Genomic DNA, 22,313 nt, shown 5'->3' with positions numbered 1-22,313 from the left:
CGGGTTTTCCACCGCCAGCTTTTCCAGCCACAGGCCCAGCTCGTAACCCGGCTTCTTCCACGGCAACCAGCCGATTTCCGCGCCGAAAATCTCTGCCGTCAGCGCTTTGGAGTTGACCGAAGCCGCAATCGCGATGATCGCATCTGAATGAACGTGATCGACATGCTTGCGCGGCACATAGGCATGCAGCGGCGTGTCGATGCTGGCGGCGCGCGGGTTCAGGTTGAAGGTGCAATGCGGCAGATACCCCACCATCTCATCTTCAAAGGCCACGCCGCGATAGACGCCCTTCAAGGCGCGCAGCTTGTCCATGTAAAGGGTCGAGAACCCGTCCATCTTCATGGAGCCAATATCGCCGCCCGAACCCTTCACCCACAGAACCTCGGCCATTGCGCCGGTCAGCGGGTCTTTCTCCATCACCTTGGCCGATGTATTGCCGCCGCCGTAATTGGTGACGCGCTTGTCAGACCCCAGCAGATTGGACCGATACAGCAGCTTTTCCGATTCGGTCATGCTTGCGGCGCGGGCATCATCCCACAGGTTTTGCAGCCGGTTCGCGGCGGGGGCTGTCGTCATGCTATCCTCCTCTGCGCGAACCAGATGCCGCGCCTCCTTGCCCGGAAATCATGCGCGGTTGCGACAGATTGTCAATCAGTTTCGATCATCTTAAATCATTACGCAGGTTAAGAATGACATTATGCGATTGAAAATGATTGACAATGATCGAATCCAATGGAAGTTTCACCTCAAGGGAGGACATGATGCACGAAAGCGAACGCCACAGGATCATTCTGTCTGCCGTGCAGGAAAGGCCCGTGGTCACGGTGCCTGATCTGTGCCAGCTGACCGGCGCCTCCGAGGCGACGATCCGGCGCGACATCGCGCAACTGCACATGCTCAAGAAGCTGCGCCGGGTGCGCGGCGGCGCCGAGGCCATCGCGCCGCCCAGCTTTGTCGGCATCAATGCGCGCCCCTTCTCGGTGCAGGAAAGCATCCATGCCGCCGAGAAACGCGCCATTGCCCGCGCGGCGGTGGATCTGTGCAGCGATGGCGATGCCATCATCATCAATGGCGGCACCACCACCTTTCAGATGGTGCATCCGCTCACCACCAAACGGCTTCAGGTCTTCACCAACAGCTTTCCCATCGCGGAACATCTGCTGAAGCATTCCAAGAACACGGTCCTCTTGCCCGCAGGCGCCATCTACCGCGAGCAGAACATCATCCTCTCGCCCTTCGACGAGGATGGCAGCCGCCATTTCTACGCCCGCCGCATGTTCATGGGCTGCCGCGCGCTTGGGCCGCTGGGCCTGATGGAGGGCGACCCGCTGCTGGTGCAGGCCGAACAAAAGCTGATCGGTCAGGCCGACGAGCTGGTGGTGCTGGCCGACAGTTCCAAATTCGCCCAGCGGTCGAGCCTGCTGCTCTGCCCGCTGGCGCGCATCCATACGGTCATCACCGATGACCGCATCGACGACCGCGCGGCCGCCATGCTGGAAGTCGCCGAGGTGACGCTGATCGTGGCCGAGACCGCCGCATCAGATCGCAAGACCCGCGCCGCGGAGGAGTAGCGCGGCACCAAAACGCTCAGGGAGGAACAGATGAGCATTCTCAAGAAGGCACTGACCACGGCGGCGCTGGCATCCATTCTGATGGCCGGCGCGGCGCAGGCCGAAACCAAGCGCATCGCGCTGGTGGTGAAGGCGCTTGGCATCGGCTTTTTCGAGGCCGCCAACAAGGGCGCCGAAGAAGCCGCGAAAGAGCTGGGCGATGTGGAAATCATCTATACCGGCCCGACCGACACCACCGCCGAAGGCCAGATCGAGGTGATCAACAGCCTGATCGCGCAAAAGGTGGATGCCATCGCCATTTCCGCCAATGACACCGACGCGCTGGTGCCGACGCTGAAAAAGGCGATGGATCGCGGCATCACCGTGATTTCGTGGGATTCGGGCGTGGCCAAAGAGGGCCGCCAGATGCACCTGAACCCCTCCTCCAGCGCGCTGATCGGCAATACCATCATCAAACTGGCCGCCGATCACCTGCCCGAGGGCGGCGAGGTCGCCGTGCTGTCGGCCACCACCACCTCCACGAACCAGAACACCTGGATCGAGGAGATGAACAAGGTGATGGGCAATTATCCCGGCATCACCGTGGTCGGCACCGTCTATGGCGATGATCTGGCCGACAAATCCTACCGCGAGGCGCAAGGCCTGATGCAGACCTATCCCAACCTCAAGGCCATCATCGCGCCGACCTCCGTGGGCATCGTGGCCGCCGCGCAGGCCGTCACCGATGCGGGCAAGGTGGGTCAGGTCAATGTGACCGGGCTTGGCCTGCCCTCGGAAATGGCGGGCCATGTGAAATCGGGCGCCTCCAAATCCTTCGCGATCTGGAACCCGATCGACCTTGGCTATGCCGCCACCATGATCGCCTATAACCTGAACACCGGCAAAGCCACCGCCGAACCGGGGGCCGAGATTCCGATGGGCCGCATGGGCAGCGCCAAGCTGGATGAGAACGGCGAAGCCGCCATGGCCGATCCCTTCACCTATGATGCCTCGAATATCGACCAGTTCTCGTCGATCTTCTGATGCGCATGGCCCGGCGGCAGCGGCTGCCGGGCCGCCCTTCCCTGCAAGGACAACGCCATGCAACCCGTCCTGTCGCTGCGCGGCATCACGAAATCATTCCCCGGTGTGCGCGCGCTGAACGGGGTGCAGCTTGACCTCTACCCCGGTCAGGTCACCGCGCTGATCGGCGAGAATGGCGCCGGAAAATCGACCATCGTGAAAATCCTCACCGGCATTTACCAGCCCGAGGAAGGCACGATCACCGTCGATGGCCGCGAGACCCGCTTTCCCACCGCGCAGGCCGCAGGCGCCGCAGGCGTCACCGCCATCCATCAGGAAACCGTGCTGTTCGATGAACTCACGGTGGCCGAAAACATCTTCATCGGCCACGCCCCCCGCACCCGGCTGGGCCTGATCGACACCGCCCGGATGCAGGCCGAGGCCGCGCGCCTGCTGGCCTCGATCCATGCCGATCTGAACCCCAAGGCCCGGCTGCGCGATCTGGGCATCGCCTCCAAACACCTTGTGGCCATCGCCCGCGCGCTGTCGATTGATGCGCGCGTGGTCATCATGGATGAACCCACCGCCGCCCTGTCGCACAAGGAAATCCACGAGCTTTACGATCTGGTGGAGGTGCTGAAAGCGCAGGGCAAGGCCATCCTCTTCATCAGCCACAAGTTCGACGAGATCTTCCGCATCGCCGACCGTTTCACCGTGTTCCGCGATGGGCAATTCGTGGCCGAGGGCGCCATGGCCGAGGTGCGCGAGGCCGATCTGGTGCAGATGATGGTGGGCCGCGCCGTCGATCAGATCTACCCCAAACGCCCCGCCAGCATCGGCGCGCCGGTCCTCACCGTGGCGGGCTACAGCCATCCGACCGAATTCGCCGACATCGGCTTTACCCTGCATCGCGGCGAGATTCTGGGCTTTTACGGCCTTGTCGGCGCGGGCCGCTCCGAGGTGATGCAGGCGCTGTTCGGCATCACCAAACCTTCCAAAGGCGCCTGCAAGATTGAAGGTCAGGTGAAGGTCATCCGCACCACCGCCGAGGCCGTCGCCGCGGGCATCGTCTATGTGCCCGAGGATCGCGGCAAACAGGGCGCGGTGAAGGGCTTGCCGATCTTCCAGAACGTCACCCTGCCCTCGCTCTCGCGCACCTCGCGCGCCGGTTTCCTGCGCTTGGCCGAGGAATTTGCACTGGCCCGCGACTATACCGCCCGGCTTGACCTGCGCGCGGCCAGTCTGGATCAGGATGTGGGCCTGCTCTCGGGCGGCAACCAGCAAAAGGTGGTCATCGCCAAATGGCTCGCCACCCGCCCCCGCGTCATCATCCTGGATGAACCCACCAAGGGCATCGACATCGGGTCCAAGGCCGCCGTGCATGATTTCATGTCGGAGCTGGCGGCGCAGGGTCTGGCGGTGATCATGGTCAGCTCTGAAATCCCCGAGGTTCTGGGCATGTCGGATCGCGTCATCGTCATGCGCGAAGGCCGCATCGCCGCCGAATTTGCCGGCGATCAGATGACCCCCGAAAATCTGGTCCGCGCCGCCGTCGGCATCGAGGAGGCCGCGTAACATGCTGAAATCCCGCGAAACCATTCTGGCACTGGCCATTCTGGCCCTGCTGGCCGTGATCGCCGCCCGCTTCCCGGCCTTTGTGCTGCCCGCCAATCTGGCGGCTGTGTTCACCGACACCTCGCCGCTGATCATTCTGGCGCTTGGCCAGATGGCGGTGATCCTCACCAAATGTATCGACCTGTCGGTCGCCGCCAATCTGGCGCTTTGCGGCATGATTGCCGCCATGATGAATGGCGCAGCGGTGCCACTGCCGGTGATCCTGCTGGCCGTCCTCGCCCTGGGCGCGGCGCTTGGCGCGGTGAACGGGATGCTGGTCTGGAAGCTCGGCATCCCCTCCATCGTGGTGACGCTGGGCACCATGACCATCTATCGCGGCGTGATTTTCCTGCTGACCGATGGCAAATGGATCAACGCGCATCAGATGAGCGAGGGCTTCAAGGCCTTCCCCCGCGCGCAGTTTCTGGGCCTGCCGGTCATGGCCTGGATCGCCCTTGCCGTGGTGGCGGGCTTTGCCCTGTTCGTCAGCCGCACGCCGCTGGGCCGGGCGCTCTTTGCCGTGGGCGGCAACCCGCATGCTGCCGTGTATACAGGTATACATGTTGGAAAAACGCAATTCTGGGCCTTCACCCTGTCGGGCGCCTTGGCGGGCCTCACCGGCTACCTTTGGGTGGCGCGCTATGCGGTGGCCTATGTCGACATCGCGGGCGGGTTTGAGCTGGACGTGGTGGCCGCCTGCGTCATCGGCGGCATCGCCATCGCGGGCGGCGCGGGCTCGGTCGCGGGCTGCGTCATGGGCGCGCTGTTTCTGGGCATCGTCAAGAACGCCCTGCCGGTCGTCGGCATCTCGCCCTTCTGGCAGATGGCCATCTCTGGCAGCGCCATCCTGATCGCCATCGCCTTCAACGCCCGCCATCAGGGCGCCAAGGGCCGCATCATCCTGAAACACGCCGAGGTCCGGGCATGACCAGCCTATCCACACGCCACATCCCCGACCGCCTGCAATCGCCGATGACCCGCGCGACGCGCAGCTGGGAGGCCCTGCTCCTGCTGGTGGCCATCGCCATCTTCATCGCAAATTCGCTGGCTTCGCCCTATTTCCTCGATCCGTGGAACCTGTCGGATGCCAGCTTCAACTTCACCGAAAAGGCCCTGATCGCCTTTGCCATGGCGATGCTGGTCATCGCGGGCGAGATCGACCTTTCCGTCGCCTCCATCATCGCGCTGTGTTCCACCGTCATGGGGGCGGCGATGATGGCGGGGGTGCCGGTCTGGGGGCTGGTGGCGCTTGGGCTGGGCACGGGGCTGGCCTGCGGCGCCTTCAACGGCCTCCTGGTCGCGGGCTTCGGCCTGCCCTCCATCGTTGTCACCATCGGCACCATGAGCCTGTTTCGCGGCCTCAGCTTCATCGCCCTGGGCGATGGCGCCTATACCGGCTACCCCGCGGGCTTTGCCTGGTTCGGCCAGGGTTACGTCTGGTGGGTGTTCAGCTTTGAACTGGTGCTGTTCGTCGTCATGGCGCTTTTGTTCAGCATCCTGCTGCACCGCACCAATTTTGGCCGCCTCGTCTATGTCATCGGCAACAATGCCACCGCCGCCCGCTTTTCCGGCGTGCGGGTGGATCGGGTGCGCTTCATCCTGTTCCTGCTGACCGGGCTGATGAGCGGCATCGCCGCCATCTGCCTCACCTCGCGCCTCGGCTCGACCCGCCCCTCCATCGCCACCGGCTTTGAACTGGAGGTGGTGACCATGGTGGTTCTGGGCGGCGTCAGCATTCTGGGCGGCTCTGGCTCCATCCCCGGCGTGGTGATCGCGGCGCTGGTCATGGGGCTGGTGACCTTCGGCCTTGGCCTGTTGAACGTGCCGGGCATCGTCATGTCGATCATCGTGGGCGCGCTGCTCATCGGCGTGATCGCCCTGCCCCGCCTTTGGGCCATGTGGAGGAGATGATGCAGAAATTTGCCTTCCGCATGCAGCTGAACCCCGGCATGGCGGCCGAATATCGTGCCCGCCATGACGCCATCTGGCCCGAGCTGGTGGACCTGTTGAAACAGGCGGGCATCGAGGATTATTCCATCCATCTCGACCCCGAAAGCCATGCCCTGTTCGGCATCCTGTGGCGGCGCGACGATCACGGCATGGAGGATCTGCCCCGCCATCCGGTGATGCGGAAATGGTGGGCCCATATGGCCGATCTGATGCAAACGCACCCCGATGGCGCGCCGGTGGCGGTGCCTCTGGTGCCGATGTTCCACCTGCCATGAAACACATCGCGGTTCTGGATGTCGGCAAGACCAATGCGAAACTCGCGCTGGTCGAGGGCGCGAGCTTGCGCGAGATCGCCGTGGTCACGCGGCCCAATACGGTGCGCCCCGGCCCGCCTTACCCGCATTTCGATCTGGCGGGGCATTGGGCGTTTTTCCTCACCCATCTGGCGGCGTTTCAGGCCGCGCATGGGGTGGATGCAATTTCGGTCACCACCCATGGCGCTTCCATCGTGCTGCTGGACGAGACCGGCGCGCTGGCCGCGCCCATGCTCGATTATGAACATCCCGGCCCCGATGCGCTGGCCCCGGCCTATGACAGCTTGCGCCCGCCCTTCGCCGCCACCGGCTCGGCCCGGCTGCCTCTGGGGCTGAATGTCGGCGCGCAACTGCATTGGCTGCTGCAAGACAAAGACCTGGCCCGCCGCACGGCCCATATCCTCACCTATCCCGGCTATTGGGGCTGGCGGCTGACCGGGGTGATGTCTTGCGATGTCACCTCGCTGGGCTGCCACACCGATCTGTGGGAGCCTGCCAGCGCCCGCTTCTCTCCTCTCGTCGAAACGCTGGGCCTGACGGCCAAAATGGCCCCCGCCCGCAAACCGGCCGAGGTTCTGGGCACCATCAGCGCCGAGGTGGCCCAAGCCACCGGCCTGCCGCCAAGCACCCCGGTCAGCGTCGGCATCCATGACAGCAACGCCTCGCTCTACCCCTATATCCTCGGGCGCGCGGCCCCCTTCGCCGTCGTCTCCACCGGCACATGGGTCGTCGCCATGGCCATCGGCGGCGCCCCCGTGGCGCTGGACCCCGCGCGCGACGGTCTGGTGAATGTGAACGCGCTCGGGCAGCCCGTGCCCTCGGCCCGCTTCATGGGCGGGCGCGAATATGAGCTTCTGCGCGAAGGCTGCACCCCGCCCCAGCCGCAAGACCGCGCGGCGGTGCTGGCGGGGATCATGCTCTTGCCAGCCGTGGAACCCGGCTCCGGCCCCTTCCCCGGCCATCAGATGCGCTGGACCGCCCCACCCGCCACCGGCGGGCAGCGCATGCTGGCGGTCTCGTGGTATCTGGCGCTGATGACCCAGACCTGCCTTGGCCTGATCGGCGCGCGCGGCCCGGTGATTGTCGAGGGCCCCTTCGCCCGCAACCCGGATTACCTTGACATGCTCGCCGCGCTCTGTCCCTTTGGCGTCGAGATTGCGACCTCGGCCACCGGCACCTCCACCGGGGCGGCGCTGCTGGCCCTAGGCTCTGGCGCGGCCCCGGCCACAACCCCGGTGCGCCCGCCCGCCGATGCCCCGGCGCTGGCAGGCTATGCGGCCCGTTGGCGCGACACCACCTGAAAGACCACGCCCGAGAAAGCCCGCCATGCGCCTGAAAGATTGCCACAACTTCCACGATTTCCGCCGCTTGGCACAGCGCCGCCTGCCGGGGCCGATCTTCAACTATATCGACGGCGGCGCCGATGACGAGGTGACGCTGCGCCGCAATTCCGAGGCCTTCAACCGCGTCGATCTGATGCCCTCGGTCTTGCGCGGCGTGACCGATGTGGACCTGTCGGTCACCGCCATGGGCCAGAAACTCGACCTGCCGGTCTACCTCTCGCCCACCGCGCTGCAACGGCTGTTCCACCATCAGGGCGAACGCGCCACGGCGGCGGCGGCAGAAAAGTTCGGCACCATGTTCGGCGTGTCGTCCCTCGGCACCGTCTCCATGGCCGAGCTGGCGCAAAAGCACCGCACCCCGCAATGCTACCAATTCTATTTCCACAAGGATCGCGGGCTGAACCGCGCCATGATGCAATCCGCCAAGGAGGCGGGCATCAAGGTGATGATGCTGACGGTGGACAGTATCACCGGCGGCAACCGCGAACGCGACCTGCGCACCGGGTTTTCGATCCCCTTCCGCCTCACGCTGGGCGGCATGATGCAATTCGCCATGAAACCCATGTGGGGCCTCAACTACGTCACGCATGAGAAATTCAGCCTGCCGCAGCTCGATGCCCATATCGACATGAAGGGCGACAGCCTGACCATTGGCCGCTATTTCACCGAAATGCTCGACCCCGGCATGAACTGGGATGACGTGGCGCAGATGGTGCAGGATTGGGGCGGCGAGTTCTGCCTCAAGGGTGTGATCCACCCCGACGATGCCCGCCGCGCCGCCGAGATCGGCTGCACCGGCATCGTGCTGTCCAACCATGGCGGGCGGCAGCTGGACGGCTCGCGCACCGGCTTCGAGGCGCTGGACGAGGTGGTGCAGGCCGCCGGCGACCGGCTGGATGTGATGATCGACGGCGGCATCCAGCGCGGCACCCATGTACTGAAGGCGCTTAGCCTCGGGGCCAAGGCCGTGGGCCTCGGGCGGTTCTACCTTTACGCGCTGGCCGCCGCGGGCCAGCCGGGCATCGAACGCGCCCTTGGCCAGCTGAAAGCCGAACTCATCCGCGACATGCGCCTGATGGGCGCGCGCTCGGTCGCCGATCTTGGCCGCGCCAATCTGCGCTTTCACGGCTGATCCATCGCTGAAATTCTCGGCACAAGGCCGCGCTTTGCCGCTTTCCTAGGCAAGGCGCGGCAGGGGTGCCCCCGCCCGCACCCCCATGCTGGACTTTGCGCCCCGCCCGCGCGCAAGGCTGAGGGCCACCCAACGCGATGCGCCCATGCCTGCCTCCCTTCGGATCCTTCTGGTCGAAAGCGACCCCGAACGCGCCGAGCGCGTGCGCGAAGCGCTGGCCGAGGCGGGCGAGCGCGACGTGGCGGTGATCTCGGGCCGCCGCGTGCTGGCGCGGGATGTGGCCGAGGCCCGCGCCGACATCGTGCTGATCGACATTGCCCACCCGTCGCGCGATGTGCTGGAGGAGCTGACACAGGCCACCAGCCCGATGGAGCGCCCGGTGGCGATGTTCGTCGATCAATCCGACCCGGCGATCACCCGCGCCGCGATCGAGGCCGGGGTCTCGGCCTATGTGGTGGACGGGCTGCGCGCCGACCGCATCCGCCCCATTCTGGATGCCGCCGTGGCGCGCTTTCACCTGTTCCAGCGCGTGCGCAGCGAGCTGGCCGCCACCAAGGCCGCGCTGGAGGAACGCAAGCTGATCGACCGCGCCAAGGGTCTGGTGATGAAGGCGCGCGGCGTCACCGAGGAACAGGCCTATGCGCTGATCCGCAAGACCGCGATGGATCAGGGCAAGCGCGTCGCCGATGTGGCGCAGGCGCTGGTGACGGCGGCGGACCTGCTCAGATGACGCGCGAGATTGCCCTTGGCTATGTGCCGCTGGTCGATGCCGCGCCGCTGCTGCTGGCCGATGCGCTTGGCTTTGCCGAGGAACAGGGCCTGCACCTGACCCTGCACCGCGCCGCCAACTGGTCCATGCTGCGCGACATGCTGGATCAGGGGCAGGTGATGGCGGCGCAGATGCTGTCGGCCATGCCGGTGGCGCGGGCCCTGGGCCTGGGCAGTGGCCGCGTGGCGCTGGAAACCCCGCTGATCCTGTCGCAGGGCGGGCAGGTGGTCGGGGCCTCGGCCCCGCTGGCCGAAGCCTTGGCGCGGCAGGGCCAGCCTTGCGATTTCACCGATGCCGCCAGCACCGCCCGCGCCATTGCCGCCCTCCACCAGCCGCTGCGCATCCCCCCCCTTCGCATTGGCGTGCCCTTCGCCCATTCCATGCATGCCCTGCTGGTCGAGGATTGGCTGGCCGGTATGCCCGCCACCTTCCTCACCGTCGCGCCGCCCCTGATGCCCGAGGCACTGGCCGAAGGCGCGCTGGATCTGTTCTGCGTGGGCGAGCCATGGGGCAGCCAGGCCGTCGTCAAGGCGGGCGCGCGGCTGTTGCTGCCCGGCGCCGCCATCCGCCACGGCCTGCCGGAAAAGGTGCTGGCCTGCCGCGCGGGCTGGTGCGAGGCCGAGGCCGATCTGGCCGGGCGGCTGGTCCGCGCGCTCTCGGGCGCGGGCGACTGGCTGGCGCGGCCCGGCAATGCCTCCACCGCCGCCGAAGTGCTGACCCGCCCCGGCCGCGTCGATGTGGCGGCCGAGCTGATCGAACGCGCGCTGACCGGGCGCATCGTCACCGATCCCGTCGGCACCGAACATCTGGTGCCGGGCTTTCAGGATTTCGGCCCGGCCCGGGCCATGCGCCCGATGGCGGTGCAGGCGCAATGGATCGCCAGCCGTCTGGCCTTGCGCCACGGGCGTGGCAGCGACGCCGAATCTCTGGCCGCAGCCGTGTTTCGTGGCGACCTGCATGACCGCTTTCTCAGCCTCACCACCGCCTGACCGCCCGCGCCTCCCGTCCATTTTGTGACCGGCACGCATCCGCCCTTCGCCGCGATTGCACAAAATTTGCGCGTTTCTCTGCATTGCAGCATTTCTCGCCCCCGCATACCCCCGCAAGGATTGCCAGCCCCGCCCCGCCTCCGCATCCTGACATCACGACGGGGCAATGGCGTTCCGTCACAGATTTTCCCGAAAGATCGGGATCCCGGGCAAAGCCGCCTGACACCTCTGCCGCATCCTTTCTGCGGTCGCTGTGTCTGGCGGCTTTTTGTTTTTCTCCATCGAAGGACCACCCCCATGCCCTCCGCCTCCTCCTCCTCCTCGCTGACCCGCTGCGCTGCCCTTCTGCTCTCCACCGCGCTCATCACGCTGCCTGCCGTTGCCGAAACCACGCCCGAACAAGACGAGCTGACCCTCGGCTTCATCAAGCTGACCGATATGGCCCCCCTCGCCATTGCCGCCGAAAAGGGGTTTTTCGAGGATGAGGGCCTCTTCGTCACGCTGGAGGCGCAATCCAACTGGAAAGTGCTGCTGGATCGCACCATCTCGGGCGAGATCGACGGCGCCATGATGCTGGCCGGGCAACCGCTGGCCGCCTCCATCGGCTACGGCACGGCGGGCGAGGTCATCACCCCCGTCGCGCTCGATCTGAACGGCAATGCCATCACCGTGGCCAATGCCGTGTGGGAGGAGATGAAACCGCATGTGACCATGGGCGCCGATGGCAAACCCGCGCATCCGATCAGCGCAGCCGCCCTGAAACCCGTGGTCGAGGCCCGCGCCGAAGCAGGCGAGGCCTTCAATCTGGGCATGGTTTTCCCGGTTTCCACCCATAATTACGAACTCCGCTACTGGCTGGCTGCGGGCGGCATCCATCCCGGCTTTTACGAGGCTGGCGATGTGGCCGGCCAGACCGGCGGCGATGTGCTGATCTCGGTCACCCCGCCGCCGCAAATGCCCGCCACGCTGGAGGCAGGCACCATCCTCGGTTACGCCGTGGGCGAGCCGTGGAACCAGGCGGCGGTGAAAAAGGGCATTGGCGTGCCGGTGATCGCCGATGCCGACATCTTCGCCAAGAACCCGGAAAAGGTGTTCGGCCTGACCCGCGCCTTTGCCGAAGCCAACCCGAACACCACCATCGCCCTGACCAAGGCGCTGATCCGGGCGGGCATGTGGCTGGATGCCAGCCCCGAGAACCGGCTGGAGGCGGTGGAAATCCTGTCGCGCCCCGAATATGTCGGCGCCGACAAGGCGGTGATCGCCAATTCCATGACCGGCACCTTTGAATACGAGGCCGGTGACATCCGCCCGGCGGCGGATTTCAACCTGTTCTTCCGCGAAAATGCCACCTTCCCCTATTACTCGGATGCGGTCTGGACCCTCACCCAGATGCGCCGCTGGGGCCAGATCGCCGAGGCCAAGCCCGATGCCTGGTATGACGAGACCGCGAAACGCGTCTACCGCCCCGACCTTTACAAGACCGCAGCCGAGGCGCTGATCGCGCAAGGGCTGGCCAAGGCCGAGGATTTTGACTTCGACGCCGATGGCTACCGCGAGGCGACCAGCGCCTTCATCGACGGCGTGTCCTTCGATGGCACCCAGCCCAATGCCTATATCGACAGCCTGAAAATCGGCCTGAAAGCCAGCCAGACCCCGGCTGACGCCGCCGTGAACTGACCCCGGCGCGCGCCCCCTGCGGCGCGCCCCCTCTCCCAGCCCATTCCCTGCAAGGACATGCCATGACCGCCCTTGATCCCGCCGCCCTGCCGGAAGAACCGGCCGCCCTGCGCGCCGAGCGTCTGAAACGCCTGCACAGCTTCATCAGCCGCTGCGACCCCTGGCTCAAGGCCCTCGGGCTGGCTTGGCTCACCCCGATCTGGCGCGCGTTGGCGGGCGACAATCCGCGCGGGCAATTGCGCGAGATCTGGCGGCTGGCCGCTGTGCCGCTGCTGGCGGTGGCGGGCTTCCTCACGCTGTGGGCGCTGCTGGCGCCGCAGGTGCAAACCTCGCTGGGCGCCATTCCCGGCCCGGCGCAGGTCTGGGAACAGGCGCGCGCCCTGCATGCCGATGCCCAGGCCGAAACCGCCAAGGAGGCCGCCTTCTACGCCAAACAGGACGAGCGCAACGCGGCGCTGGTGGCCGAGGGGAAGGCCGACAAGGTGAAAACCCGCGCCTATACCGGCAAACCCACCTATTACGCGCAGATCATGACCTCGATCCGCACCGTGTTCACCGGCTTCCTGCTGGCCACGCTGGTTGCGGTGCCCTTGGGCATTGCCATGGGCCTCTCGCCCACCGCCAATGCCGCCATCAACCCGCTGGTGCAGGTGTTCAAGCCGGTCTCGCCGCTGGCCTGGCTGCCCATCGTCACCATGGTGGTCTCTGCCACCTATGATGGCGGCGAGGGCGGGGTGCCGAAAAGCTTTCTGGTTTCCGCCGTCACCGTGACGCTCTGCTCGCTCTGGCCCACGCTGATCAACACTTCGCTGGGCGTCGCCTCGATCGACCGCGATCTGGTGAATGTGGGCAAGGTGCTGAAACTCTCCGCCTGGACCAAGATCACCCGCCTTGTGCTGCCCTCGGCGCTGCCGTTGATCTTCACCGGACTGCGGCTGTCGCTGGGCGTGGGCTGGATGGTGCTGATCGCCGCCGAAATGCTGGCCCAGAATCCCGGCCTTGGCAAATTTGTCTGGGATGAATTCCAGAACGGCTCCTCCGACAGCCTTGCCCGCATCATGGTGGCGGTGCTGACCATCGGCATCATCGGCTTCCTGCTGGACCGGGTGATGTTCGCACTGCAAACCCTGTTCACCTTCTCGGCGCAGCGGTGATGCCATGCTGGAATTGAACAATGTTTCCAAAGGTTTCGGCGAAGGCGATGCGCGGCACGAGGTGTTGCGCGGCCTGACCCTCTCGGTGCGGGAGGGTGAGTTTCTGGCGATCCTCGGCTATTCCGGCACCGGCAAGACCACACTGATCAACCTGATGGCCGGGCTGGTGGCGCCCGATCAGGGCAGCCTCAGCTTTCGCGGCGCGCCGGTCACCGGGCCGGGCGCCGACCGCGCGGTGGTGTTCCAATCCTATTCGCTGATGCCCTGGCTGACCGTGGCCGGCAACGTGCGGCTGGCGGTGGATGCGGTGCATCCCGGCCTTTCCGCCGCCGACCGCGCGGGCAAGGTGGCGAAATATATCGGCATGGTGGGCCTCTCGCACGCCGCCGAACGCCGCCCGGCCGAGCTTTCGGGCGGCATGCGCCAGCGCGTCGGCATCGCCCGCGCCCTGGCGATGGAGCCCGAGGTGCTGCTGCTGGACGAGCCGCTTTCCGCGCTGGACGCCCTCACCCGCGGCAATCTGGCCGAAGAGATCGAAACCATCTGGGCCGCCGACCGCCGCACCGTGGTTCTGGTGACCAATGACGTGGACGAGGCGCTGGTGCTGGCCGACCGCATCGTGATCCTGAACCCCGATGGCACGCTGGGGCAGGATTTCACCGTCGAGCTGCCGCGCCCGCGCGACCGCACCGCGCAGGATGCCGATTTCAAACGGCTGCGCGCCGCCGTGACCACCAGCCTGATGGAGGCCGCCCGCCGCAGCACCATCACCGAGGCCCGCCGCCTGCCCGCCGTCACCCCGCGCCACGCGCTGCCGGGCGCCTATGCGCAGGCCGCGCGCTCCATGACCGATGACCGCTACCTGCATTATTCGCAGCTGCACAAGATCTCTGCCACGCCGAAAGGCCCGCTGACCGTGGTGGAGGATTTCAACCTCACCCTGAAAAAGGGCGAGTTCGTCAGCCTGATCGGCCATTCCGGCTGCGGCAAATCCACCGTTCTCACCATGACCGCCGGGCTCAATTCGATCTCCAAGGGCGCCATCAAACTGGACGGCCTGCATGTGGAGGGCGCCGACCCCGAACGCGCCGTGGTGTTCCAGTCGCCCTCGCTGTTCCCCTGGCTCACCGCCAAGGAAAACGTCGCCATCGGCGTGGACCGGGTTTACCCCAAGGCCAGCCAGGCCGAGCGGCAAGAGGTGGTGGAATATTACCTTGAACGCGTGGGCCTGGGCGATTCCATGGACCGCCGCGCCGCCGATATGTCGAACGGCATGCGCCAGCGCGTCGGCATCGCCCGCGCCTTCGCCCTCTCGCCCAAACTCCTGCTGCTGGACGAGCCCTTCGGCATGCTCGACAGCCTGACCCGCTGGGAATTGCAGGATGTGTTGATGGAGGTCTGGAGCCGCACCAACGTGACCGCCGTCTGCGTCACCCATGACGTTGACGAGGCGATCCTGCTGGCCGACCGCGTGGTCATGATGACCAATGGCCCCAATGCCACCATCGGCAAGATCACCGACGTGAAGCTGCCCCGCCCGCGCTCGCGCAAGGCGCTGCTCGATCACCCCGATTATTGGACCTACCGCGCCGAAATCCTCGGATTCCTTGAGGAATACGAACACGGCGCCCACAAGAAGGACGTTGCATGATGGCCGAGAAACTTGTCGTCATCGGCGCGGGCATGGCCTCTGGCCGCGTGCTGGAACATCTGTTTGAACAGGCGCCCGGCGCCTTTGACGTGACCCTGTTCAACGCCGAACCGCGCGGGAATTATAACCGCATCATGCTGTCGCCCGTGCTGTCGGGCGAGAAAACCTATGCCGAGATCGTCACCCATGACGCCGATTGGTATGCCGCGCAGGGCGTGACCTGCCGCTTTGGCGAACATGTCACCCGCATCGACCGCGCCCGTAAGGTGGTGGTCACCGCACAGGGCGAAACCCCCTATGACCGGCTGCTGATCGCCACCGGCTCGGCGCCCTTCATCATCCCGGTGCCGGGGCACAAGCTGCCCGGCGTGGTCAGCTACCGCGACCTGGACGATACCGAGGCGATGATCGCCGCCGCCCAACCTGGCGCCAAGGCCGTGGTGATCGGCGGCGGGCTGCTGGGGCTGGAGGCTGCCGCCGGCCTCGCGCTGCGCGGCATGGAGGTGACGGTCATTCACCTGATGGGTCACCTGATGGAACGTCAGCTCGACCCCGCCGCCGGTTACCTGCTGCAACGCGCATTGGAGGCGCGCGGCATCCGCATTCATTGCAAAGGCGCCACCAAGGCCATTCTGGGCGAGACCCGGGTGGAGGCCGTCCTGCTGGAAGATGGCACCACCTATGGCGCCGATCTGGTGGTGATGGCCGTGGGCATCCGCCCCGAAACCCGCCTCGCCACCGATGCCGGGCTGGAGGTCGGGCGCGGCATCACCGTCACGGACGCCATGCTGACCTCCGACCCCGCGATCCTCGCCGTGGGCGAATGCGTCGAACATGACCGCCAGCTTTTCGGCCTTGTCGCGCCGCTTTACGATCAGGCCAGGGTGGTCGCCGCCACGCTGCAAGGCAACGCCGCCGCCTTCCGCCCGGTGCAAACCGCCACCAAGCTGAAGGTCACCGGCTGCGACCTGTTCAGCGCCGGTGATTTCGCCGAGGGCGAGGGCCGCGAGGACATCGTGTTCCGCGACCCCGCGCGCGGCGTCTACAAACGCTTGGTGATCGAGGGCGACCGTCTGGTCGGCGCCGTCATGTATGGCGATACCGCCGATGGCACATGGTTCTTCGGCCTCATCAAGGATGGCACCGATATTTCGGCCATGCGCGACACGCTGATCTTTGGCCCGGCCCATCAGGGGGGGGCCACGCCGGACCCTATGGCGGCCGTTGCAGCCTTGCCGCCTGAGGCGGAGATCTGTGGCTGCAACGGCGTCTGCAAAGGTCGGATCGTGGAAGCGGTGCAAGGCGGGGCAGTGACGCTCGATGCCGTGCGGGCGCTGACCAAGGCCTCCTCCTCCTGTGGCACCTGCACCGGGCTGGTGGAGCAGGTGATGGCGGTGACGCTGGGCGACGATTTCGCCGCCCCCACCCATCAACCCATGTGCAAATGCACCGAGCTGACGCATGAAGACGTGCGTCGGCTGATCAAGGCGCAGGGCCTGAAATCCATTCCGGCAGTGATGCAGGAACTGGGCTGGAAAACCCCCGGCGGCTGCCATTCCTGCCGCCCGGCGCTGAACTATTACCTGCTGGCCGATTGGCCGCTGGAATACCGCGATGACCGCCAGTCGCGCTTCGTGAACGAACGCAACCACGCCAATATCCAGAAAGACGGCACCTATTCGGTGGTGCCGCGCATGTGGGGCGGCGTGACCACCCCCGACGAGCTGCGCGCCATTGCCGATGCCGCCGACAAATACGGCGTGCCGATGGTCAAGGTGACGGGCGGCCAGCGCATCGACCTTCTGGGCGTCAAGAAAGAAGACCTGCCCGCCATGTGGGCCGATCTCAACGAGGCGGGCATGGTCTCGGGGCACGCCTATTCCAAGGGGTTGCGCACCGTCAAAACCTGCGTGGGGAGCGAATTCTGCCGCTTTGGCACGCAGGATTCCACCGGCCTCGGCATCCGGCTGGAGAAACTGCTCTGGGGCTCCTGGACCCCGCATAAGGTGAAACTCGGCGTCTCCGGCTGCCCGCGCAACTGCGCCGAGGCGACGGTGAAGGATGTGGGCATCATCTGCGTCGATTCTGGCTATCAGATCAGCGTCGCAGGGGCGGCGGGCATGGAGGTGAAGGAAACCCAGTTCCTCGCCGCCACCCCCTCGGAAGACGAGGCCTGCGAGATCACCACCGCCTTCATCCAGCTTTACCGCGAACAGGCCAAATATCTGGACCGCCCCTATAAATGGGTGGCCAAGGTGGGCCTCGACTGGGTCAAGGCGCAGGTGGTCGAAGACCGCGCCAACCGCGCCGCCCTCTATGCCCGCTTTGAACTCAGCCAGACCGTCTATCGCAAAGACCCCTGGGCCGAACATGCCCAACCGCAAGAGCGCCGCAATTGGGCGGTGCTGGCAGATCTTTCGCTGGAGGCCGCAGAATGAGCTGGATCGACATTGGCGCGCTGGACGACATCCCGGCGCAAGGCGCGCGGCTGGTGAAAACCGCTCAGGGCTGTGTGGCGGTGTTCCGCACCGCCGCGGATGAGGTCTTCGCGCTGGATGACCGCTGCCCCCACAAGGGCGGCCCGCTGTCCGAGGGCATCGTGCATGGCGCGCAGGTCACCTGCCCGCTGCACAATTGGGTCTTCGATCTGAACAGCGGCATGGCGCAAGGCGCCGATGAGGGCCGCGTGACCACCTATCCGGTGCAGGTGAAAGGCGGCCGGGTGCTGCTCGATGCCGCCCGGCTGCGGCGGAGTGTGGCGGCATGATGGAACGCGGCCCGATCCAGCCGGGCGGTATCGGCGAAACCCGCTCCACCTGCCCCTATTGCGGTGTGGGCTGCGGGGTGATCCTGCGCGCCGATGCGGCGGGCGGCGTCACCGTGCAGGGCGACCCCGATCACCCCGCCAATTTCGGGCGGCTCTGCTCCAAGGGCACCGCCCTTGGCGAAACCGTGGGGCTGGAGGGGCGCCTGCTCGCCCCCCGCCTCAACGGGCAAGAGGTCGGCTGGGACGAGGCGCTTGCCCACACCGCCCGCCGCTTTGCCGAAACCATCGCCACCCACGGGCCGGATTCGGTCGCCTTCTACGTCTCCGGCCAATTGCTGACCGAGGATTACTATGCCGCCAACAAGCTGATGAAGGGTTTCATCGGCTCGGCCAATATCGACACGAATTCAAGGCTTTGCATGGCCTCTTCGGTCGCGGGGCATCGCCGCGCCTTCGGCACCGACACCGTGCCGGGCCAATATGAGGATTTTGAACAGGCCGATCTGGTGGTGCTGGTGGGCTCCAACCTCGCCTGGTGCCACCCGGTGCTGTTCCAACGCCTGACCACCGCGAAAGAGGCCCGGCCCGCGATGAAAATCGTGGTGATCGACCCGCGCCGCACCGCCACCTGCGCGCTGGCCGATCTGCATTTGCCCATCGCACCCGGCGCGGATACCGCGCTGTTTAACCACCTGCTCTGCACGCTGGCCGATCAGGGCCGCACCGATCCCGCTTTCCTCGCGCATGTGAACGGCTATGACGCGGCGCTGGCCGCCGCGCGCAATGCGGGCGAAACCGGCCTTTCACCCGAGGCGCTGGCCGAGTTTCTGGCGCTTTGGGCGCAAACCGAACGCGTGGTCACCATCTATTCCCAAGGCGTGAACCAATCCGCCCAAGGCACCGACAAGGTGAACGCGATCCTCAATTGCCACCTCGCCACCGGGCGCATCGGGCGGCCCGGCATGGGGCCGTTTTCCGTCACCGGCCAGCCCAATGCCATGGGCGGGCGCGAGGTCGGCGGGCTGGCCAATATGCTCGCCTGCCATCTGGAGATCGAGAACCCCGACCACCGCGCCGCCGTGCAGGGCTTCTGGGCCGCGCCCACCATCGCCCCGCGCCCCGGCCTCAAAGCGGTCGACATGTTCCGCGCGGTCGAGGAGGGCCGCATCAAGGCGCTGTGGATCATGTGTACAAACCCCGCCGTCTCCATGCCCGAGGCCGACCGCGTGGCCGCCGCCATCCGCGCCTGCGATTTCGTCGTGGTGTCGGATTGCATGGCCGAGACCGACACCACCCGCCTTGCCCATGTGCTGCTGCCCGCCGCCACATGGGGCGAGCGCGACGGCACCGTGACGAACTCCGAGCGCCGCATCAGCCGCCAGCGCCCGTTCCGCCCCGCACCGGGGCAGGCGCGGCAAGACTGGCGCATCATCGCCGGCGTCGCCGCCCGCATGGGCTGGGCTGAGGCCTTCAACTGGCACAGCAGCGCCGAGGTCTTTGCCGAATATGCCGCGCTTTCGGGCGTGGCCGGGGGCTTGGGCAGCGATTTCGACATTTCCGACCACGCGCAGATCACCCCGCAAGGCTATGACGCGCTGAAACCCTTCGTCTGGCCCGCCGCCGGGGCGCGGCAGGGCGGGCGCTTCTTCGCCGCGGGCACCTTCCACACTCCCGACGGCAAGGCCCGCATGCTGCCCATCGCCACCGCGCCCGTTGCGCCGCGCGATCCGGCCCATCCGTTCCGCCTCAATACCGGGCGCATCCGCGACCAGTGGCACACCATGACCCGCACCGGGCTTTCCGCCCGGCTGGGCGCCCATATCGCCGAGCCGTTTCTGGAGATCAACCCGCAAGACGCCGCCCGCCTGAGCATCGCCCCCGCCGCGCTGGTGCAGGTCGAAAACGCCCATGGCCGCGCCCTCCTGCGCGCGCTGGTGACAGACCGGGTGCAGCAAGGTCAGGTCTTTGCGCCGATCCACTGGACCGGCGAAACCGCGCCTTCGGGCCGGATCGACGTGCTGGTGCCCTCGGTCACCGATCCGGTCTCGGGCCAGCCCGACAGCAAAGCCGCCGCCGTCTCGGTCCGCGCCTTTGATGCCGGGTGGTATGGCTTTGCCGTCTCGGCCCAAGCCTTCCGCCCCGACTGCGACTATTGGGCCATCGCCCGCGCCGAAACCGGCTACCGCGCCGAACTGGCCGGCCACTCCGCGCCCGAGGATTGGGAGGCCTTCGCCCGCACCCTGTTCGGCCTGCCGCAAGCGGCACTCACCGCCGTCACCGATCCCAGACGCGGCGTGGTGCGCATGGCCCTCACCGATGCGGAAGGCCGCTTGCAGGCCGCCCTGTTCATCGCCCCCGATCCGGTCGCCCTGTCGCGCGGCTTTGTCACGGCGGCGCTTGGCGAGGCGGCCGAGGCGGCGCTGCTGTCGGGCCAGCCGGGGGCCAACCGCCCCGATGCGGGCGCCACCATCTGCGCCTGTTTCGGCGTGGGGCTGAACACCATCGTCAGCGCCATCACCGAGGGCCGCGCCCTGACCGTCGCTGCCCTTGGCCAAAGCCTGCGCGCGGGCACCAATTGCGGCGCCTGCCGCCCCGACCTCGCCGCCCTCATCGCCCGCCACCGCCAGCAAGACACCGAGGCCGCATGACCCTGCACGCCGATCCCGCCAGCCTGACCCCCGCTGCCGCCAGCCCCTCCACCGGCCGCCTGATCCTTGTCGGCGCCGGGCCGGGCGCTGCCGATCTGCTCACCCTGCGCGCCCTGCGCCACCTGCAAGAGGCCGATGTGGTGTTCCATGACCGGCTGATCGACCCGGCGGTGCTGGCCCTTGTGAACCCGCGCGCCCTGCTGCGCGATGTCGGCAAGGCGGTGGGGGCAAACCTTTGGCCGCAAACGCGGATCTGCGCCGAAATCATCGCCGCCGCCCAGCGCGGCCAGCGCGTCCTGCGGCTGAAATCCGGCGATCCCTCGATCTTTGGCCGCGCCGCCGAAGAGATCGAGGCCGCCCGGCTGCACGGCATCCCGGTGGAAATCGTGCCCGGCATCACCGCCGCCTGTGCCGCCGCCGCCAGCCTCTGCCAACCGCTGACCACACGCGGGCAGAGCCGTCAGCTCGTCATCGCCTCGGCCACCGGCCAATCGGCCAATGACGCCTGCCTGCCCGCCGCCCTGCAACCCGGCAGCAGCTATGCGCTTTACATGGCGATCCACCGCATCGACACGCTGGTGGCCGAGCTTGCCGCCCAAGGCCTGCCACCCGAAACCGCCATCCGCATCGTTTCGGCGGCCAGCACCGCACAGGAACGCGTGCTGGAAGCCCCGCTGCACCGCCTCGCGGCGCAGGTGCGCCAGCAGGGCATCGCCAATCCGGCGATCCTGCTGTTCACCATGCCCGCCACCGCGTCCCAGCCGCAGGCCACGGCCGTGACCATCGCCGCCGCGACCTGCTAACCCGCCCCCACCACCGCCGCCTGCACCGCGCCCGCAATCTCGCGCAGCGCCTCGGCCAGCGGATTGCTGCGCCGCCAGACCAGCCCCACCTGCCGCATCGGCTGCGGCTCGCGGAACCGCGCGACCGAGACGGCGGCGCTGCGGGTCTCCACCTCCACCGCCATCTCGGGGATCAGCGTTACGCCAATCCCCGCCCCCACCATCTGCACCAGCGTGGCCAGCGAGCTGCCGTCCATCACCTCGCGCGCCCGCACCCCCGACATGGCGCAGAAGGACAGCGCCTGATCGCGGAAGCAATGCCCCTCCTCCAGCAGCAACAACCGCATCTCGCGCAGCGCCGCCGGGTCCGGCACCGGGCGGCCCGCATCGGCCTCGGGCCGCACCAGCACAAAGGCCTCCGAGAACAGCGCCATCTCCTCCAGCCCCGGCTCCGACACCGGCAGCGCCACCAGTGCGCAATCCAGCCGCCCCTCCTGCAATTCCTGCAACAGGCGCGGCGTCACGGTCTCGCGCAGCGACAATTCCAGCCCCGGATACAGCGCCGTCAGCCGCGCGATCACCTTGGGCAGCAGATAGGGCGCCACCGTCGGAATCACCCCGATCCGCAGCCGCCCCGCCATCCGCGCCCCCGAGGCCTGCGCCGCCGCCAGCCGCGCCAGATCCTCCAACCCGCTCACCTCGCGCAGGATCGTCTGCGCCCGCGCCAGAAACAGCTCGCCAAACCCGGTCAGCCGCACCTGCCTCGGCGCCCGTTCCAGCAGCGGCGCCCCCAGCACCGCCTCCAACTCCTTCATCTGCATCGACAGCGCGGGTTGCGTCACCGCGCAAACCTCCGCCGCCTGCCCGAAATGCCCCAGCCGGGCCAGCGCCTCGAAATAGCGCAACTGTTTCAGCGTGATGTTCAACATCAGACAAACTTATCGCAACTA

The 22,313-nt window shown here is 66.9% G+C and carries 19 protein-coding genes; 17 read left to right on the top strand and 2 right to left on the bottom strand.

Annotated elements, in window-relative coordinates:
• On the bottom strand, positions 1-576 hold a 576-nt coding region (locus JNN06_RS13770; RefSeq protein WP_291240166.1), incomplete at its 3' end, for a class II aldolase/adducin family protein.
• Positions 577-761: 185 nt separating this feature from the next.
• Between JNN06_RS13770 and JNN06_RS13765 the strand changes: the two genes are divergently transcribed.
• From JNN06_RS13765 to cobA, 17 genes are all read left to right on the top strand, one after another.
• Complete coding sequence (locus tag JNN06_RS13765) at positions 762-1,571, top strand: DeoR/GlpR family DNA-binding transcription regulator (protein ID WP_291240165.1); 810 nt, start codon at positions 762-764, stop codon at positions 1,569-1,571.
• 30 nt (positions 1,572-1,601) lie between these two features.
• Positions 1,602-2,594, top strand: coding sequence for a rhamnose ABC transporter substrate-binding protein (gene rhaS / locus JNN06_RS13760; RefSeq protein WP_291240164.1), 993 nt, complete (start codon positions 1,602-1,604; stop codon positions 2,592-2,594).
• Between the two features lie 57 nt (positions 2,595-2,651).
• Positions 2,652-4,148 carry a sugar ABC transporter ATP-binding protein gene (locus tag JNN06_RS13755; RefSeq protein WP_291240163.1) on the top strand — a complete coding sequence of 499 codons (1,497 nt, stop codon included), beginning with the start codon at positions 2,652-2,654 and terminating at the stop codon, positions 4,146-4,148.
• 1 nt (position 4,149) lies between these two features.
• Positions 4,150-5,115: an ABC transporter permease gene (locus JNN06_RS13750; RefSeq protein ID WP_291240162.1), complete on the top strand. Its 966-nt coding sequence runs from the start codon at positions 4,150-4,152 to the stop codon at positions 5,113-5,115.
• Positions 5,112-6,098 carry an ABC transporter permease gene (locus JNN06_RS13745; RefSeq protein ID WP_291240161.1) on the top strand — a complete coding sequence of 329 codons (987 nt, stop codon included), beginning with the start codon at positions 5,112-5,114 and terminating at the stop codon, positions 6,096-6,098. The genes JNN06_RS13750 and JNN06_RS13745 overlap by 4 nt, the downstream gene beginning before the upstream one ends.
• A complete protein-coding gene (locus JNN06_RS13740) occupies positions 6,098-6,412 on the top strand; it encodes an L-rhamnose mutarotase (RefSeq protein WP_291240160.1) in 315 nt (104 codons plus the stop codon). Before JNN06_RS13745 ends, JNN06_RS13740 begins: the two co-directional genes overlap by 1 nt.
• On the top strand, positions 6,409-7,752 hold the full coding sequence (locus tag JNN06_RS13735; protein WP_291240159.1) for an FGGY-family carbohydrate kinase: 1,344 nt from the start codon (positions 6,409-6,411) through the stop codon (positions 7,750-7,752). The genes JNN06_RS13740 and JNN06_RS13735 overlap by 4 nt, the downstream gene beginning before the upstream one ends.
• A gap of 25 nt (positions 7,753-7,777) precedes the next feature.
• Entirely contained in the window at positions 7,778-8,926 is a 1,149-nt protein-coding gene (locus JNN06_RS13730) for an alpha-hydroxy acid oxidase (protein ID WP_291240158.1), read from the top strand.
• Positions 8,927-9,071: 145 nt separating this feature from the next.
• On the top strand, positions 9,072-9,656 hold the full coding sequence (locus tag JNN06_RS13725; protein ID WP_291240157.1) for an ANTAR domain-containing protein: 585 nt from the start codon (positions 9,072-9,074) through the stop codon (positions 9,654-9,656).
• The gene (locus JNN06_RS13720; RefSeq protein WP_291240156.1) at positions 9,653-10,684 is read left to right on the top strand and encodes an ABC transporter substrate-binding protein; all 1,032 of its coding nucleotides are present in this window, start codon (positions 9,653-9,655) and stop codon (positions 10,682-10,684) included. The genes JNN06_RS13725 and JNN06_RS13720 overlap by 4 nt, the downstream gene beginning before the upstream one ends.
• Before the next feature lie 297 nt (positions 10,685-10,981).
• Entirely contained in the window at positions 10,982-12,361 is a 1,380-nt protein-coding gene (locus JNN06_RS13715; protein WP_291240155.1) for a CmpA/NrtA family ABC transporter substrate-binding protein, read from the top strand.
• A gap of 62 nt (positions 12,362-12,423) precedes the next feature.
• A complete protein-coding gene (locus tag JNN06_RS13710) occupies positions 12,424-13,515 on the top strand; it encodes an ABC transporter permease (RefSeq protein WP_291240154.1) in 1,092 nt (363 codons plus the stop codon).
• A 4-nt stretch (positions 13,516-13,519) separates the two neighbouring features.
• Positions 13,520-15,166, top strand: coding sequence for an ABC transporter ATP-binding protein (locus JNN06_RS13705; RefSeq protein WP_291240153.1), 1,647 nt, complete (start codon positions 13,520-13,522; stop codon positions 15,164-15,166).
• Positions 15,166-17,604, top strand: a complete 2,439-nt coding sequence (nirB, locus tag JNN06_RS13700) for a nitrite reductase large subunit NirB (RefSeq protein ID WP_291240152.1) — start codon at positions 15,166-15,168, stop codon at positions 17,602-17,604. The genes JNN06_RS13705 and nirB overlap by 1 nt, the downstream gene beginning before the upstream one ends.
• Positions 17,601-17,933 (top strand): nitrite reductase small subunit NirD, encoded by a 333-nt coding sequence (gene nirD, locus JNN06_RS13695; protein ID WP_291240151.1) that lies wholly within the window; start codon positions 17,601-17,603, stop codon positions 17,931-17,933. Before nirB ends, nirD begins: the two co-directional genes overlap by 4 nt.
• Positions 17,930-20,581 (top strand): nitrate reductase, encoded by a 2,652-nt coding sequence (locus tag JNN06_RS13690; protein WP_291240150.1) that lies wholly within the window; start codon positions 17,930-17,932, stop codon positions 20,579-20,581. The genes nirD and JNN06_RS13690 overlap by 4 nt, the downstream gene beginning before the upstream one ends.
• Positions 20,578-21,384 carry a uroporphyrinogen-III C-methyltransferase gene (gene cobA, locus JNN06_RS13685; RefSeq protein WP_291240149.1) on the top strand — a complete coding sequence of 269 codons (807 nt, stop codon included), beginning with the start codon at positions 20,578-20,580 and terminating at the stop codon, positions 21,382-21,384. Before JNN06_RS13690 ends, cobA begins: the two co-directional genes overlap by 4 nt.
• Here the strand turns inward: cobA and JNN06_RS13680 are convergent.
• Positions 21,381-22,292 carry a hydrogen peroxide-inducible genes activator gene (locus tag JNN06_RS13680; protein WP_291240148.1) on the bottom strand — a complete coding sequence of 304 codons (912 nt, stop codon included), beginning with the start codon at positions 22,290-22,292 and terminating at the stop codon, positions 21,381-21,383. The genes cobA and JNN06_RS13680 overlap by 4 nt on opposite strands.
• Positions 22,293-22,313 lie beyond the last annotated feature (21 nt).

The sequence above is a fragment of the Gemmobacter sp. genome (assembly GCF_016792925.1).
GTDB lineage: Bacteria > Pseudomonadota > Alphaproteobacteria > Rhodobacterales > Rhodobacteraceae > Gemmobacter.
Note: the sequence above shows the minus strand (reverse complement) of the source record. Positions and strands in the feature narration are given on the sequence as shown.